Genomic DNA, 14,300 nt, shown 5'->3' on the forward strand with positions numbered 1-14,300 from the left:
CGTTGCGGCGCGGAGAGTCTGCGCCGCATGGGATTACGCCGGTTTCAGGTCCGGTTCAATCAGACTGTAGATCTGCTTGTTGAGTGCTGGCGCGTTTGCCAGTTCATGAATGTGTGCGGCGACATCGGCACGGTGAACAAAACCATGACACTCCTGATTTTGTATCCGTTGTGCTTTGCCTGTTGCTGCGCCGTCAAGCAGACCGCCAGGGCGGAGAATGGCGTAGTCTAGCTGGCTGGTTTGCAGCCAGCTTTCCGCCAGTGTCTTTTCGCGCACCGCCTGACCAAACGCGGCTTTTGCCCGATCCGATAAGAACGGCCAACTATCGCCGCATCCCAAAGAAGTCACCAGAATCATGCGACGGATGCCTGCCTTTTCGGCCTCATCAATCACCGTTCTGTGGGCCAGATAATCCTGTGCGCCGCCCATTGTTGAGATGATAAGTGCTTGCGGACCAGCCGCGCGGCAGGCGGCTGCGACTACGCTGGCGTCACAAGCGTCGCCAGTAAAAACCTGCACACCTTGTTGCGCCAGTTGAGCCGCAGCGTCTGCACGGCGAACGACAGCGACGACCGGACGTTGTTCTGTCAGCGCCAGTTCAAGCGTTCTGGCGCCCACACCTTTTCCGCCCGCACCAAAGAGTAGCCACGGTGTCATCAGGCGTGTTCCTTCAACGATGCTGCCAGAGCATGGAAGGCGCTGACTTGTTCGCTCAGGAGCTGACGATGGTCATCCCTACCGAGGAAGATTTTCAGCATGGCGCTGCCTTCTTTGTTGAAAAAGAGAATGGATGCGGTGTCCATGCCCATAAATTTACGTTCGATTAAGGCAATATGCGTGCAGTTTTCTGCTTTGATATGCCCGGACATGCCGTGCTTTCCACGCAGATTGAAATAGCCGTGGCGGTGGAAACCCGAAGGCAGTTCGCCGCTAAATTCGAGGATCACATCGGCAGTATGCACCAGCGTGGTGACGTTGCCCCATTCGCAGACGGTATCCCAGACAGTATCGAATTTATCGCCTGACACAACTGTCGGAGAGGGCAGATTTTTCACTACCTCCAGCAGCGTGGTGTTGTATTGTTCGGCGATCGCCTCCAGCGTACCGTCTGGCTCCGTTTTCAAAAATTCCTGTAACGAGACATGGCTCATAAATCACTCCTGTTATGGTTTTTCAAGCGCAATCGCTGGCGCATTAAGTACCTGAATCAGTTCATTAAGAGACTGCAAAATGTTGCTTGCCCAGAAACGACCTTCATTGGTCAACCGCAGGCACGTTGAAGCATCGCGGCTTAAGCCTTTTTGGTGCCACTGGGCCAGTAATGGTGCGAGTTTTTCAGCATGTGGCGTAAGTTCGTCCAGCGGTACACGCGCCGTTTCAATGCCCGACTGCAAGATATGACGCCACTGCGCGTTACGTTCGGCGTTACGCATGATCATCATCAGCGGTTTTTTGCCTGCCGCGACGGATTCATGCCAGGTCTGTAGATTGCGTTCGTTCATCCAGGAGTAACCATTAATCGAACCGCCGGCGCCGGAACCAAAGGCCAGACAATCGGCACCTTGTTTTATCAGCAGGTTATAGAGATTGCGTTCGCGTGTGGTACGGCCCCAGTGGCTGTTACTGATGCAGCGCCAACCAGCATCGTCCATAAAATCACACCCTTGCAGGTAAAGATCGCGACGCTCCGCCGGAGAGGGCACGGTAGTGCGCCCGTTTTCCACGGCTTTGCCCAGTGGCGTGTTGGGCAGGACGTTGAGCGCATAGAGGTCGACACCGTCAAGACCGATATCGCGGGCAATAGCCAGATCTTCTCCCCAGGTTTGCGCATCCTGACCTGGCAGGCCAAACAGCAGGTCACAGACCACCGCAGCACGGTCGCGTTTGACCAGGCTTTCCATAAACGCAATGGCGGTTGGGCCATCCGAGGTGCGGGCCATTTTCTTGCGGATTTTGCTGTTAAACGACTGAATACCAATTGAGAAGCGGTTTGCTCCCGCATCAAGGCAAGCGTCGATTCGCTCAGCGTCAAAATTCAGTACCCGGCCTTCAATGGTGATTTCACAATCGGGTGCCAGTGGTAATTTCTCTCGTAGTGTGGTGATGATTCTTGCCAAATCGCGCGCGGAGAGTGCGGAAGGCGTACCGCCACCGAAATAGACCGCATGGATGGGCGCGGACTGATGCAATACACTGTCTGCCTCCTGTTCGATTTCTCGAATCAGGGCATCGGTATAATGAGCACACGCATCTTCATTAAAACGATTCTGATAAAAACCACAAAACGTGCAGTGTGTCGCGCAAAAAGGAATATGAAGATAAACCAGTCGCTTACGAGGTGAGGTTGTTTGACTGATCATCTCTTGCCAGGTCTGTGCCAGTTGTTCTTTGGCGACCGGAATGGCCCCACGAAACGGCATCATGGCACGCCTGTCTTTAAATGGCTGGTCACCGTCTAAAGCAAAATGAGGCGTGAGATCCAGGGTATTTTTCATGTTCATACGTCTGATTTAAATCCGTTTATTGCGGCCAAATTTGCTGGTGTAAAGACTCAACGACATCAGCAATACGCGGGCCCATTCCCAGAATCAGGTTTTGATCAACGGTGATAATGCGCTGGTTCTTCCAGGCGGCGGTGTGGGTAATTCCGGCAATAGAACGTAGCCGATTAATATCGCCATCGACCATTTGTGAGGTTACGACAATCACTTCAGGGTTAGCCGCAATCAGCGATTCCGCGCTGTAGCTTTTGTACTGCTGGTGGGTAGCGACGTTTTCTGCTCCGGCAAGCGACAGAATGGCGTCCGCGACGCTGCCTTTACCGGCAACCTGTGGCGCACTTCCGCCTGCGGAGAGAATAAACATGGCTTTAACCGGGGCTTTTTTGGCCGCCACGTTTTGCTGTACTCGCTCCAGGCGTTGGTTGATCTGTGTCACCAGCGCCTCGCCTTGTTCAGGAACCTGTAACGTTTTTGCCAGTTGGCGAATGTTGGCGTACATCTGCTCAAGGGTGGCTGGTACACGCGGCAGAGTGACGACGTTGACTTTTTGCGCCCGCAGTTGGTCGAGCACAATTTGCGGTCCTGCATCCTGCCAGGTAATTACACTATCCGGGCGAAGTGACAAAATGCCTTCGCTGCTGAGTTGTTTCCAGTAGCCAATATGCGGCAGTTTGGCGGTTTCTGGTGGATAAGATGTCGTTTCATCGACACCCACCACGCGCTCGCCAGCACCCATCGCGTAGATTAGCTCCGTCAGTGATCCTCCAGCGACCACAATGCGTTCGGCAGCCGTTGCGCTAAAAGCCCAGCTAAGAGCCAGTACTGCCGTAAACAATTTTTTTCGTTTTACCGCAGTCTTCGCGACAGAGGCCACGGCTGAAATACATAACATTAGTGGGGAAAAAAGATACGGCCTGTTGGTGATCCTTGGCATCATATGAGAACTCTTATCGAATTGAGAATGATCATGATTATCATTTGAGTTATATATGAAACACAACCGTCGATTCAATACGCAAGGCGTTACAAGCGTATTTATTTTTGATTTTTATCAAGATGCTTCGTCAGCTAACGTTCTTGTTACCGACAAAATTTCAGGGCGGGAAAAAGCTGAGATCTCCGAGATATCGCGGCTTGCAGAGCAAAGAGAAAAGAAAATTATTGCGGTTAACGACAACGTTTCGTTATGAGGTCGTGGGGGACTGCCACAAGAAAAAAATGGTTTTCTGGATACAGGATAGCTTTCATAACCCCCTGTTTATTGTGTTAATGGCGGTTAAAAAAAAGCTTGATCATAAAAAATTGATCGATAATAATTCTCATTATCACGTCTGGCTTTAACAAAATATGACTATATGGATAACAAAATCATAGCTTTTGCAAGGGATAGCGCACAGCGCTCTTCACTCCAGATGCGGCATATCGCTTTGCCTGACAAAGAGGGCGAATTGTCCGGGATACCAGGCAATTTCTCCGGATATAAACGCCTGTTAACTCACCCGGCGAATATTATCGCTTTGAATTGTAAATAAATTTATTTTTCGCCAGCCATCCCGGTATTAATCCAGGTAGCCAGCATTTTTTATTTTCCTCATGGAGAATCGCTATGTCACGTCCGCAATTTACCTCGTTGCGCTTGAGTTTGTTGGCTTTGGCTGTTTCTGCCACCTTGCCAACGTTTGCTTTTGCTACTGAAACCATGACCGTTACGGCAACGGGGAATGCCCGTAGTTCCTTCGAAGCACCAATGATGGTCAGCGTCCTCGACACTTCCGCTCCTGAAAACCAAACGGCGACTTCAGCCACCGATCTGCTGCGTCATGTTCCTGGGATTACCCTTGATGGTACCGGACGAACCAACGGTCAGGATGTAAATATGCGTGGTTATGACCATCGCGGCGTGCTGGTTCTTGTCGATGGCGTTCGCCAGGGAACGGATACCGGACACCTGAATGGGACTTTCCTCGATCCAGCGCTGATCAAACGTGTCGAGATTGTCCGTGGACCTTCGGCATTATTGTATGGCAGTGGCGCGCTGGGTGGCGTTATCTCCTACGATACGGTCGATGCAAAAGATTTATTGCAGGAAGGACAAAGCAGCGGTTTTCGCGTTTTTGGCACCGGTGGCACGGGGGACCATAGCCTGGGATTAGGCGCGAGCGCGTTTGGGCGAACGGAAAACCTGGATGGTATTGTGGCCTGGTCCAGTCGCGATCGTGGTGATTTACGCCAGAGCAATGGCGAAACCGCGCCGAATGATGAGGCTATTAATAACATGCTGGCGAAAGGAACCTGGCAAATTGATTCTGCCCAGGCTCTGAGCGGATTAGTGCGTTACTACAATAACGACGCGCGCGAACCAAAAAATCCGCAGACCGTTGAAGCGTCTGACAGCAGTAATCCGATGGTTGATCGTTCAACGATTCAACGTGATGCACAGCTTTCTTATAAGCTCTCTCCAGTGGGCAACGACTGGTTAAATGCTGATGCAAAAGTTTACTGGTCGGAAGTTCGTATTAATGCGCAAAACACGGGAAGTTCCGGTGAGTATCGCGAGCAGACAACGAAAGGTGCCAAACTGGAGAACCGTTCCACTCTGTTTGCCGAGAGTTTTGCCTCTCACCTGCTGACGTATGGCGGTGAGTATTATCGTCAGGAACAGCATCCGGGCGGCGCGACGACGGGCTTCCCGCAAGCAAAAATTGATTTCAGTTCCGGCTGGCTACAGGATGAGATCACCTTACGCGATCTGCCGATTACCCTGCTTGGCGGAACCCGTTATGACAGCTATCGCGGTAGCAGCGACGGTTACAAAGATGTGGATGCCGACAAATGGTCGTCTCGTGCAGGGATGACTATCAATCCGACCAACTGGCTGATGTTATTTGGTTCATATGCCCAGGCATTCCGCGCGCCGACGATGGGCGAAATGTACAACGATTCAAAGCACTTCTCGATTGGTCGCTTCTATACCAACTATTGGGTGCCAAACCCGAACTTACGTCCGGAAACCAACGAAACTCAGGAATACGGCTTTGGGCTGCGTTTTGATGACCTGATGTTGTCCAATGATGCCCTGGAATTTAAAGCCAGCTACTTTGATACCAAAGCGAAGGATTACATCTCCACAACCGTCGATTTCGCGGCGGCGACAACCATGTCTTATAACGTCCCGAACGCCAAAATCTGGGGCTGGGATGTGATGACGAAATATACCACTGACCTGTTTAGTCTTGATGTGGCCTATAACCGTACCCGCGGCAAAGACACCGATACCGGGGAATATATCTCCAGCATTAACCCGGATACCGTTACCAGCACCCTGAATATTCCGATCGCTCACAGTGGCTTCTCTGTTGGTTGGGTCGGTACGTTTGCCGATCGCTCAACACATATCAGCAGCAGCTACAGCAAACAACCTGGCTACGGCGTGAATGATTTCTACGTCAGTTATCAAGGGCAGCAGGCGCTCAAAGGCATGACCACGACTCTGGTATTGGGCAACGCCTTCGATAAAGAGTACTGGTCGCCGCAGGGCATCCCACAGGATGGACGTAACGGCAAAATTTTCGTGAGTTATCAATGGTAATCATCAGCCCCGATATTTCGGGGCATTTATCTGGAAGGAAGAGAGGCAATGAACCACTACACACGCTGGCTTGAGTTAAAAGAACAAAATCCCGGAAAGTACGCGCGTGACATCGCAGGTTTAATGAATATTAGCGAAGCAGAACTGGCATTTGCGCGCGTCACTCACGACGCGTGGCGGATGCGCGGCGATATTCGTGAAATTCTGGCGGCGCTGGAAAGCGTTGGTGAAACCAAATGTATTTGTCGTAATGAATATGCAGTCCATGAGCAAGTTGGCTCGTTCACAAACCAGCATTTGAACGGTCATGCCGGATTAATACTCAACCCGCGCGCGCTGGATTTGCGACTGTTTCTCAATCAGTGGGACAGTGTTTTCCATATAAAAGAAAACACGGCTCGCGGTGAACGTCAGAGTATTCAGTTCTTTGATCATCAGGGCGATGCATTACTGAAAGTTTATGCTACTGACAATACCGATATGGTGGCATGGAATGAGCTTCTGGCACGCTTTATCGTCGAGGAAAATACGCCGCTTGAGTTAACAACGATTGATGCGCCTGCCGCACAAACCGACGTCGATGCCAGTGTTGTAGAACAAGAGTGGCGTGCGATGACGGATGTCCATCAGTTTTTTACGTTGCTCAAGCGCCACAATCTGACTCGTCAGCAGGCGTTCAATCTGGTGGCAGACGATTTGGCCTGCAAAGTATCTGGTAGTGCGCTGGCGCAGATTCTGGAATCTGCACAGCAGGATGGCAATGAAATCATGGTGTTTGTTGGCAACCGTGGCTGCGTACAGATTTTCACGGGAGTGGTCGAAAAAGTGGTGCCAATGAAAGGTTGGCTGAATATTTTCAACCCGACGTTTACTCTTCATCTATTAGAAGAGAGCATTGCTGAAGCCTGGGTTACCCGTAAACCGACCAGCGATGGCTACGTAACCAGCCTGGAACTGTTTGCTCATGATGGTACGCAGATTGCGCAACTTTATGGTCAGCGTACTGAAGGGGAACAGGAGCAGGCGCAATGGCGTAAACAGATTGCGGCGCTGACGCAGGAAGGCGTTGCTGCATAACGAGTCATTGTCCGGAGGTCTGGCTGTCGCCGGGCCTCTTTATAAATATCAGCTGGAGATTTCAGACCAGATAATCAATATGTTGATGACGTACCAGTTCGTTGATCCGTTTAAGATTGAGGATCATCATAATATTGTGTTTATGGCAGTAGAATGTTTTCAGCGATATTTTGAGTTTACCCAGAATATCTTCTGTCGTCATTTGATTCGCAATGCAGCTCAGAACCTGATGCTGTTTGCGCGAGAGTGACACGTCCGCTTCTGGTACAGAGCAATAACTGCCATTGAGCAGCGCGACGAAGTCAATAATCGTAATATTTCTCTGGACAAAGGTTACCGGAACTTTCCCCAGACAGCGTTTAATATTAAACGGCGAGAAAACAATGACATGAACAGGCCGCAGGCGTTCAATTTTGTTGAGCATTGATGAGTGGAATACATTATTCATTAATGTATCAATAATCACTAAGGCATTCTGATGCAACGTTAAGTCAATCTCTTTTTCGTTCTGTATATGAACGACATCACCTTTACTTACAATGTTTTTCATCGCGGTGAAAAACATGGTGTCTTTGGTAATTATAAGAAACATAACCGACTCCCGTTGCGAACATTAACTTTATAATCAGGTCGCCAAAGGTAATAAAAAGGTCAGGGCTTGTAATTATAGTTATATAGAAATGATTTTATTGAAGATGCAGATATTTGAAAAATATCTGCATCTTTAAACCAAATTATTTCACCAGTTCTGGCGTTACCTGGCTAACTGCATTGGTGTAGTACGGTGTGCCCCAGCCGGGTTCAGGCCAGAATGCGCCGTAGCCGTAATCCCACAAGTTGTAGGTGGTATTGACCACTTCTCTCAAATGCCATACCTGAATCCCCTGCACATTTACGTCAACGAAGTTATATGGGACTTTATTGATAAATCCAGGTTGTTCGCCCTGAATAGTGCCGAGAACGGTGACAAAGTGGTTACGGTAGTTCACTGGGTCAAGGAAGCCGCTTTGTCTGGCGAGCAGTCGCCCTTGATAGTTGGCCTCAATGTCAGGTTTCGCATAGCTATCCAACGGCAATACGGCGATTTCTAGCAACGTATCTGTTTTACCGTTGATAACGTTGATAACCTTCCCGCCGAAGCGTGCCTGTTGGCCAACATACAAATTCGGTTGGTTATGAACAGCAACAAAACTTTTTTGAATATCAGGTTGGTTATTGCCTTTGATATTTTGCGGAATCGAACTACATGCGGCAAGAAAAAATGAAAGGCTGAAGATGAGTGCACCTTTTGTCTTGTTCATGTTACTATCCTTATCAACAAATGTTAAAACCATAATAGATATTTCTTTATAGTTTTCATCTGATTTTCAGGTGATATGCCTGATAGTAACGTAAACCTGTCTGATATTTATATCCTTGCAGATGAGTTCCGGAAAGCATTGATGTGTGATGTTATTATGTGTCTCCTTATTAATATGGGATATTATTAAGGAGGCTCTTATTTCTAATGGCACATGGCGTAAAAATTGTTATTGATGTGATGATAATGGTTTATAAATGTTAGATATGCAAGCCATTCGTAATTTTAACTTTGGGGATCTTCAATTTTAAAACGCTTATTATATGACTCATTTTATCTGTTCATTAAAAAACATTGTTTATCCGTCCTGCGTGGATATCAATAATTTACTGAAATTGCACGATCGAAATTATGTATTTTTTGTCAATAATGAGAGGGCGCAGCCGCCCCCTTTGTTTATTTTAATCGTTTACCCGCCTCATCAACCACTTTCTCGCCATCTTCCTTGGTGAACGCGCCTTGTTGCGCATCTGGCAGAATTTCCAGCACCACTTCTGAAGGGCGACACAGGCGAGTTCCCAGCGGCGTCACTACAATCGGGCGGTTAATCAGGATGGGATATTGCAGCATAAAATCAATTAACCGATCGTCAGTAAATTTATCTTCTGCAAGGCCCAGTTCCTCATACGGTTCGACGTTTTTACGCAGCAGCGCGCGTACGGAAATCCCCATATCGGCAATGAGTTTGACCAGTTCATCGCGCGTCGGCGGTGTTTCCAGATAATAGATAATGGTCGGTTCTGTACCGCTGTTGCGGATCATCTCAAGCGTATTACGCGACGTGCCGCAGGCCGGGTTGTGATAAATGGTAATGTTGCTCATATCAGTATCTCATTACGATGTGAAAGAGAGGCGTAGCGCCAGCGCGGCGAGCGTCACAAACAGTACAGGCAGGGTCATGATAATCCCTGTACGGAAGTAATATCCCCAGCTGATTGTCATATTCTTCTGCGAAAGTACGTGCAGCCAGAGCAGCGTTGCCAGGCTACCAATCGGGGTAATTTTCGGTCCCAAATCGCAGCCAATCACGTTGGCATAAACCATCGCTTCTTTGATAACGCCAGATGCCGTGCTGCCATCAATGGACAACGCGCCAACCAGTACCGTCGGCATATTGTTCATAATAGAAGAGAGGAAGGCGGTGATGAATCCGGTGCCGAGCGTCGCGGCCCACAGGCCGTTATCCGCCAGCATGTTGAGTACGTCAGAAAGATGTTCCGTTAATCCGGCATTGCGCAGGCCATAAACCACCAGATACATGCCGAGCGAGAAGATGACAATCTGCCAGGGTGCACCGCGCAGGACTTTGCCCGTATTAATCGCATGACCGCGTTTAGCGACGACAAATAATATCAGTGCGCCCACAGCTGCAATGGCGCTCACCGGAATGCCGAGCGGTTCCAGGACGAAAAATCCCACCAGCAGAAGCAGTAAAACAACCCAGCCAGTTTTGAACGTAGCAGGATCTTTAATCGCTTCGGTGGGAGATTTCAGCAGCGCCATATCGTAGTTCTGCGGAATATCTTTGCGGAAATAGAGATGCAGCATTACCAGCGTGGCAACAATTGCGGCGATATCCACCGGCACCATCACCGAAGCGTATTCGCGAAAGCCAAGACCAAAGAAATCTGCCGAAACGATATTCACCAGGTTGGAGACAATAAGCGGCAGGCTGGCGGTATCGGCAATGAATCCCGCTGCCATCACGAACGCCAGCGTCGTGCCTTTACTGAACCCTAAAGCCAGCAGCATGGCGATGACAATCGGCGTTAAAATAAGCGCCGCGCCATCATTGGCAAACAGGGCCGCAACGGCGGCACCGAGCAGGACAATCCAGGTAAACAGCAAGCGACCGCGTCCATTGCCCCAGCGTGAAACGTGCAGCGCTGCCCATTCAAAAAAGCCGGACTCATCCAGCAGCAGGCTGATGATAATGACGGCAATAAACGCAGCCGTCGCGTTCCAGACGATATTCCACACCACCGGAATATCACCCGGATGGACCACGCCCGTAACTAACGCCAGTACTGCGCCGAGGGTTGCACTCCAGCCGATGCCTAAACCTTTCGGCTGCCAGATAACCAATACGATGGTCAGGACAAAGATAGCGCCTGCCAGTAACATAATGCCTCCCGGATAAAACACATGTGCAAATCCATATGTGTTTAGCTAAATTTTTTAACCGCAAATGTTCTTACTGTCTGCGGAACAGTTTTGCCGAGCCAGGTTGCGGACAATCGCCTGAACCTTTTCCTGTTCACACCGCCAGGCCTGCTCAATAATTTTCGCCGCCCATGCTGGAATATGCGGCGATAAGCGGTAATGAACCCACTTACCTTGCTTGCGATCCAGCAATAGCCCGCTTTCACGCAGCAATGCCAGATGGCGGGATATCTTGGGCTGCGACTGATCGAGGGCAGTGCAGAGATCGCAGACGCATAACTCTCCCAGTTCGCTGAGCAGTAAAACGATGCCCAGACGGGTTTCATCGGCAAGAATTTTGAACAGTTGGATGGGTAACAGAAATGACATATTGCGCTCCTGATTGTTGCAGGTAGTGTCTCTCTTCGAAGCGGATAAGTCAAAAACATATATGACTTAACGAATGTGTAAGTGCAGAGGAAGGTAATAGGTGTGAATTTTGAGTTGGCTATTCATTTGAAAGGAGGTCTGAATCAGGACGTAAAAAAACCGACTTCGCGTCGGTTTTTTACTCTTCAGCCTGAGTTGGTGGCTCTGGCTGGAGTGAGAATGCCCACATCTAACGGTTCAATACTATTAGCCAGTGGCTAACATTACAAGCGTTAGCGATTTCTTCAGCTGGCGAAGGGACAGTTTGCTATACATGTTGGTGAAAGAGGATTTATATACTTTCACCGGATTATCGCCGTATTAAGGCTTGTCCGAATCAGGACGTAAAAAAACCGACTTTGCGTCGGTTTTTTTACTCTTAAGCCCAGAGTTGGTGGCTCTGGCTGGAGTGAGATAGCCATCATCTAACGCATCAATGCTAATACCATACTGAAACTATTGCAAGGACATGCTGGTTTTATAACCTGAATATACTGTATGATTATCCAGTTAGCTCTGAGACATTTTCACTCTGGCAATGCGCATAAACGCTTTCAAAGTCCTGGTCAGAAGTACGGGTGGTGCCGTTCACTGATGCTCTGGCCGGAGTGAGATAGTCGTCATCTAACAATGAGACATGCGCCGTGACAGGCAATGGATGAGTAAGCGGATGCATTCTCACTCCATCGCATGGAGAAAACGGGTGATTGACAAAGCAATCATCGTTCCTGGAGCGTTAATTGCGCTGCTGGAACTGATCCGCTTTCTGCTTCAGCTTCTGAACTGATAGCGGAAACGTAATTAAGGGCTAAGAGCACACTACTCTTAGCCCTTTAACATTTAACGCATTGTCACGAACTCTTCTGCCGCCGTCGGGTGAATGGCGACGGTATTGTCGAAGTCTTTTTTGGTTGCGCCCATCTTCAGCGCCACCGCGAAGCCCTGCAACATTTCATCCATACCAAAACCAATGCCGTGAATACCGACAATCTTTTCTTCTGGCCCAACGCATACCAGCTTCATGCGGCACGGCTGGCGATGAGTGGTGACGGCGGTATACATTGCGGTGAAAGAGGATTTATACACTTTCACCTGATCGTCGCCATACTGCTCGCGCGCCTGCGGTTCCGTTAAACCAACAGTACCAATCGGCGGATGGCTGAAGACCACGGTCGGAATGTTGCTGTAATCCAGATGCTCGTCCGGCTTGTTATTAAACAGGCGTTCAGAGAGACGGCGACCCGCTGCAACTGCCACCGGTGTCAGTTCCACTGCACCCGTGTTATCGCCCACTGCGTAAATACCTTCAACGTTGGTGTTTTGATATTTATCGACGACGATATAGCCTTTTTCGTTGGTTTTAACGCCAGCGGCTTCCAGGTTGATGTTGTCATTGGCAGGCTCGCGACCAATCGCCCAAATCAGGCAATCCACCGTTTCACTACGCCCATCTTCCAGCTCCAGCGTCAGGCTGCCGTCGGCATTTTTCACCACCGCTTTCGGAATGGCATTGGTATGCAACTGTGGGCCTTCGGCGTTCATCACTTCGAGCAGCGTTTCAGAGATCATCGGGTCGAAGCTGCGCAGCGGCGCATGTTTACGCACAAACAGATGCGTTTTCGCGCCCAGGCCGTTAATCACGCCCGCCAGCTCAACAGCGATGTAACCTGCGCCAACAACCGCCACGCGCTCTGGCAAAGCAGGAAGGGCGAAGAAGCCATCAGAATCAATACCGTATTCCACGCCTGGAATATCCGGGTGGCTCGGACGACCGCCGGTGGCGATCAGAATATGATCGGCCGTGATGGTTTCGCCGTTTACCTCCAGCGTTTTGGCATCAACGAAACGGGCAAAACCTTTGATTACATCAACGTTATTTTTACCGAGCACGTTTTCATAGGAAGTATGAATACGGTCGATATAGGCGGTACGGCTGGCGATCAATGTTTCCCAGTTGAATTTATTGATAGTGGTATCGAAACCATAATCCGGGCCGTACATATGGATCGCTTCACGGATTTGCGCCGCGTGCCACATCACTTTTTTCGGCACGCAGCCGACGTTCACGCAGGTGCCGCCCAGCTCTTTGGCTTCAATCAGCGCGCATTTCTGGCCGTACATAGCCGCGCGGTTGATGGAGGCGATACCGCCGCTGCCGCCGCCGATGGCGATGTAATCATAGTGTTTAGTCATGACAGAGTGTCCTTATCGTTGATTACCGCGATTGTAGCGCGAGACGTAATAGGTGCCAGCAATGGCTGCAATTACTCCGGCACGATCCAGCTTACGGTGGCGTGCCCGGTGCCAGCCGGAACCAGTTTGCTGTGCAGCCACGGCAGCACGTTATTCATCTGCTGTTCCAGCTTCCACGGCGGGTTAATCACAATCATGCCGGAAGCGGTCATGCCGCGGCGATCGCTGTCTGGCAGTACCGCCAGTTCAATTTGCAGAATTTTGCGAATGCCGGTTGCTTCCAGGTCGTGGATCATGCGCTTAATTTGCTGGCGCAGCACCACTGGATACCACAATGCGTAAGTGCCAGTGGCGAAACGTTTGTAACCTTCTGCTATCCCGCTGACCACCGCCTGATAGTCGGTTTTCATTTCATACGGCGGGTCGATAAGGATTAAACCACGGCGGGAAACCGGCGGCAGTTTGGCCTTAAGCTGCTGGAAACCGTCGGCTTTTTCCACGCGCGCACGGTTGTCTTTCTGAAATTCAGAACGCAGCAACGGGTAATCGCTCGGGTGCAGTTCGGTCAGTTGCAGGCTGTCCTGTTCACGCAGTAGCTGGCGAGCAATCAACGGCGAACCGGGGTAGTAACGCAACTGACCGCTACGGTTGAAGTGTTTTACCACATTGATGTACGCCTCCAGTTCTGCGGGCAAATCGTCCTGCTGCCAGATACGGGCGATACCTTCGAGATATTCGCCGGTACGCTCGGCATGTTCGCTGCTTAACTGATAACGCCCGGCACCCGCGTGGGTATCGAGATAGAGAAACGGTTTATCTTTCTCTTTCAGCGACTCGATGATCAGGCTCTGAACGGTATGTTTAAGGACGTCGGCGTGGTTGCCAGCGTGAAAGCTGTGGCGATAACTGAGCATGGGTAAAGGTGTTCCGGTAAGTAAAAATCGGCCCGTATTCGGGGCGCACAAAAGCCTATCAGGACAGTATACCGAAAAGAGGCCGCCGCCGCGAA

16 protein-coding genes are annotated in these 14,300 nt (G+C 50.0%); 4 read left to right on the plus strand and 12 right to left on the minus strand.

Translation table 11 applies throughout. From position 1 onward, the window contains the following. Positions 1 to 33: 33 nt before the first annotated feature. Genes chuY through shuT form a run of 4 tightly spaced genes read right to left on the minus strand, consistent with a single transcriptional unit; the run spans position 34 to position 3,435 of the window. Positions 34 to 657, minus strand: a complete 624-nt coding sequence (gene chuY, locus D9597_RS00070; RefSeq protein WP_130221297.1) for an anaerobilin reductase — start codon at positions 655 to 657, stop codon at positions 34 to 36. Beyond that, positions 657 to 1,151, minus strand: coding sequence for a heme utilization cystosolic carrier protein HutX (hutX, locus tag D9597_RS00075; RefSeq protein ID WP_000020032.1), 495 nt, complete (start codon positions 1,149 to 1,151; stop codon positions 657 to 659). Before hutX ends, chuY begins: the two co-directional genes overlap by 1 nt. A 12-nt stretch (positions 1,152 to 1,163) precedes the next feature. Continuing rightward, positions 1,164 to 2,501 carry a heme anaerobic degradation radical SAM methyltransferase ChuW/HutW gene (hutW, locus tag D9597_RS00080; RefSeq protein ID WP_130221298.1) on the minus strand — a complete coding sequence of 446 codons (1,338 nt, stop codon included), beginning with the start codon at positions 2,499 to 2,501 and terminating at the stop codon, positions 1,164 to 1,166. Positions 2,502 to 2,520: 19 nt separating this feature from the next. Beyond that, entirely contained in the window at positions 2,521 to 3,435 is a 915-nt protein-coding gene (gene shuT / locus D9597_RS00085) for a heme ABC transporter substrate-binding protein ShuT (RefSeq protein WP_130221413.1), read from the minus strand. A gap of 55 nt (positions 3,436 to 3,490) precedes the next feature. Between shuT and D9597_RS23065 the strand changes: the two genes are divergently transcribed. The 3 genes from D9597_RS23065 to chuS all read left to right on the plus strand — a co-directional run bounded on the left by D9597_RS23065 (position 3,491) and on the right by chuS (position 7,167). Continuing rightward, positions 3,491 to 3,691 (plus strand): hypothetical protein, encoded by a 201-nt coding sequence (locus tag D9597_RS23065; RefSeq protein ID WP_165383523.1) that lies wholly within the window; start codon positions 3,491 to 3,493, stop codon positions 3,689 to 3,691. Positions 3,692 to 4,107: 416 nt separating this feature from the next. After that, complete coding sequence (gene chuA, locus D9597_RS00095; protein ID WP_130221299.1) at positions 4,108 to 6,090, plus strand: TonB-dependent heme/hemoglobin receptor ChuA/ShuA; 1,983 nt, start codon at positions 4,108 to 4,110, stop codon at positions 6,088 to 6,090. 48 nt (positions 6,091 to 6,138) lie between these two features. Next, positions 6,139 to 7,167 (plus strand): hematinate-forming heme oxygenase ChuS, encoded by a 1,029-nt coding sequence (gene chuS, locus D9597_RS00100; RefSeq protein ID WP_130221300.1) that lies wholly within the window; start codon positions 6,139 to 6,141, stop codon positions 7,165 to 7,167. Positions 7,168 to 7,228: 61 nt separating this feature from the next. On the opposite strand, the gene D9597_RS00105 is transcribed toward chuS, so the two are convergent. The 6 genes from D9597_RS00105 to D9597_RS23070 all read right to left on the minus strand — a co-directional run bounded on the left by D9597_RS00105 (position 7,229) and on the right by D9597_RS23070 (position 11,774). Beyond that, a complete protein-coding gene (locus D9597_RS00105; protein ID WP_130221301.1) occupies positions 7,229 to 7,759 on the minus strand; it encodes a LuxR C-terminal-related transcriptional regulator in 531 nt (176 codons plus the stop codon). 142 nt (positions 7,760 to 7,901) lie between these two features. Further along, positions 7,902 to 8,468: an outer membrane lipoprotein Slp gene (gene slp / locus D9597_RS00110; protein ID WP_130217824.1), complete on the minus strand. Its 567-nt coding sequence runs from the start codon at positions 8,466 to 8,468 to the stop codon at positions 7,902 to 7,904. A 455-nt stretch (positions 8,469 to 8,923) separates the two neighbouring features. Next, positions 8,924 to 9,349, minus strand: a complete 426-nt coding sequence (gene arsC / locus D9597_RS00115; RefSeq protein ID WP_130221302.1) for a glutaredoxin-dependent arsenate reductase — start codon at positions 9,347 to 9,349, stop codon at positions 8,924 to 8,926. 12 nt (positions 9,350 to 9,361) lie between these two features. Beyond that, positions 9,362 to 10,651: an arsenite/antimonite:H(+) antiporter ArsB gene (gene arsB, locus D9597_RS00120; RefSeq protein WP_130221303.1), complete on the minus strand. Its 1,290-nt coding sequence runs from the start codon at positions 10,649 to 10,651 to the stop codon at positions 9,362 to 9,364. 54 nt (positions 10,652 to 10,705) lie between these two features. Beyond that, positions 10,706 to 11,059 carry an As(III)-sensing metalloregulatory transcriptional repressor ArsR gene (gene arsR, locus D9597_RS00125; RefSeq protein WP_130221304.1) on the minus strand — a complete coding sequence of 118 codons (354 nt, stop codon included), beginning with the start codon at positions 11,057 to 11,059 and terminating at the stop codon, positions 10,706 to 10,708. Positions 11,060 to 11,600: 541 nt separating this feature from the next. Beyond that, the gene (locus tag D9597_RS23070) at positions 11,601 to 11,774 is read right to left on the minus strand and encodes a hypothetical protein (protein WP_001297979.1); all 174 of its coding nucleotides are present in this window, start codon (positions 11,772 to 11,774) and stop codon (positions 11,601 to 11,603) included. Positions 11,775 to 11,801: 27 nt separating this feature from the next. On the opposite strand from D9597_RS23070, the gene dinQ reads away from it, so the two are divergent. Continuing rightward, positions 11,802 to 11,885, plus strand: coding sequence for a damage-inducible type I toxin DinQ (gene dinQ, locus D9597_RS00135; RefSeq protein WP_130221415.1), 84 nt, complete (start codon positions 11,802 to 11,804; stop codon positions 11,883 to 11,885). Positions 11,886 to 11,938: 53 nt separating this feature from the next. Here the strand turns inward: dinQ and gorA are convergent, their stop codons facing one another. Together gorA and rlmJ are read right to left on the minus strand one after the other, a co-directional pair. After that, positions 11,939 to 13,291 carry a glutathione-disulfide reductase gene (gene gorA, locus D9597_RS00140; protein WP_130221305.1) on the minus strand — a complete coding sequence of 451 codons (1,353 nt, stop codon included), beginning with the start codon at positions 13,289 to 13,291 and terminating at the stop codon, positions 11,939 to 11,941. 71 nt (positions 13,292 to 13,362) lie between these two features. Next, positions 13,363 to 14,205: a 23S rRNA (adenine(2030)-N(6))-methyltransferase gene (gene rlmJ, locus D9597_RS00145; RefSeq protein WP_130221306.1), complete on the minus strand. Its 843-nt coding sequence runs from the start codon at positions 14,203 to 14,205 to the stop codon at positions 13,363 to 13,365. Positions 14,206 to 14,300: the final 95 nt, after the last annotated feature.

This window comes from Escherichia sp. E13S3 (assembly GCF_004212325.1).
GTDB lineage: Bacteria > Pseudomonadota > Gammaproteobacteria > Enterobacterales > Enterobacteriaceae > Escherichia.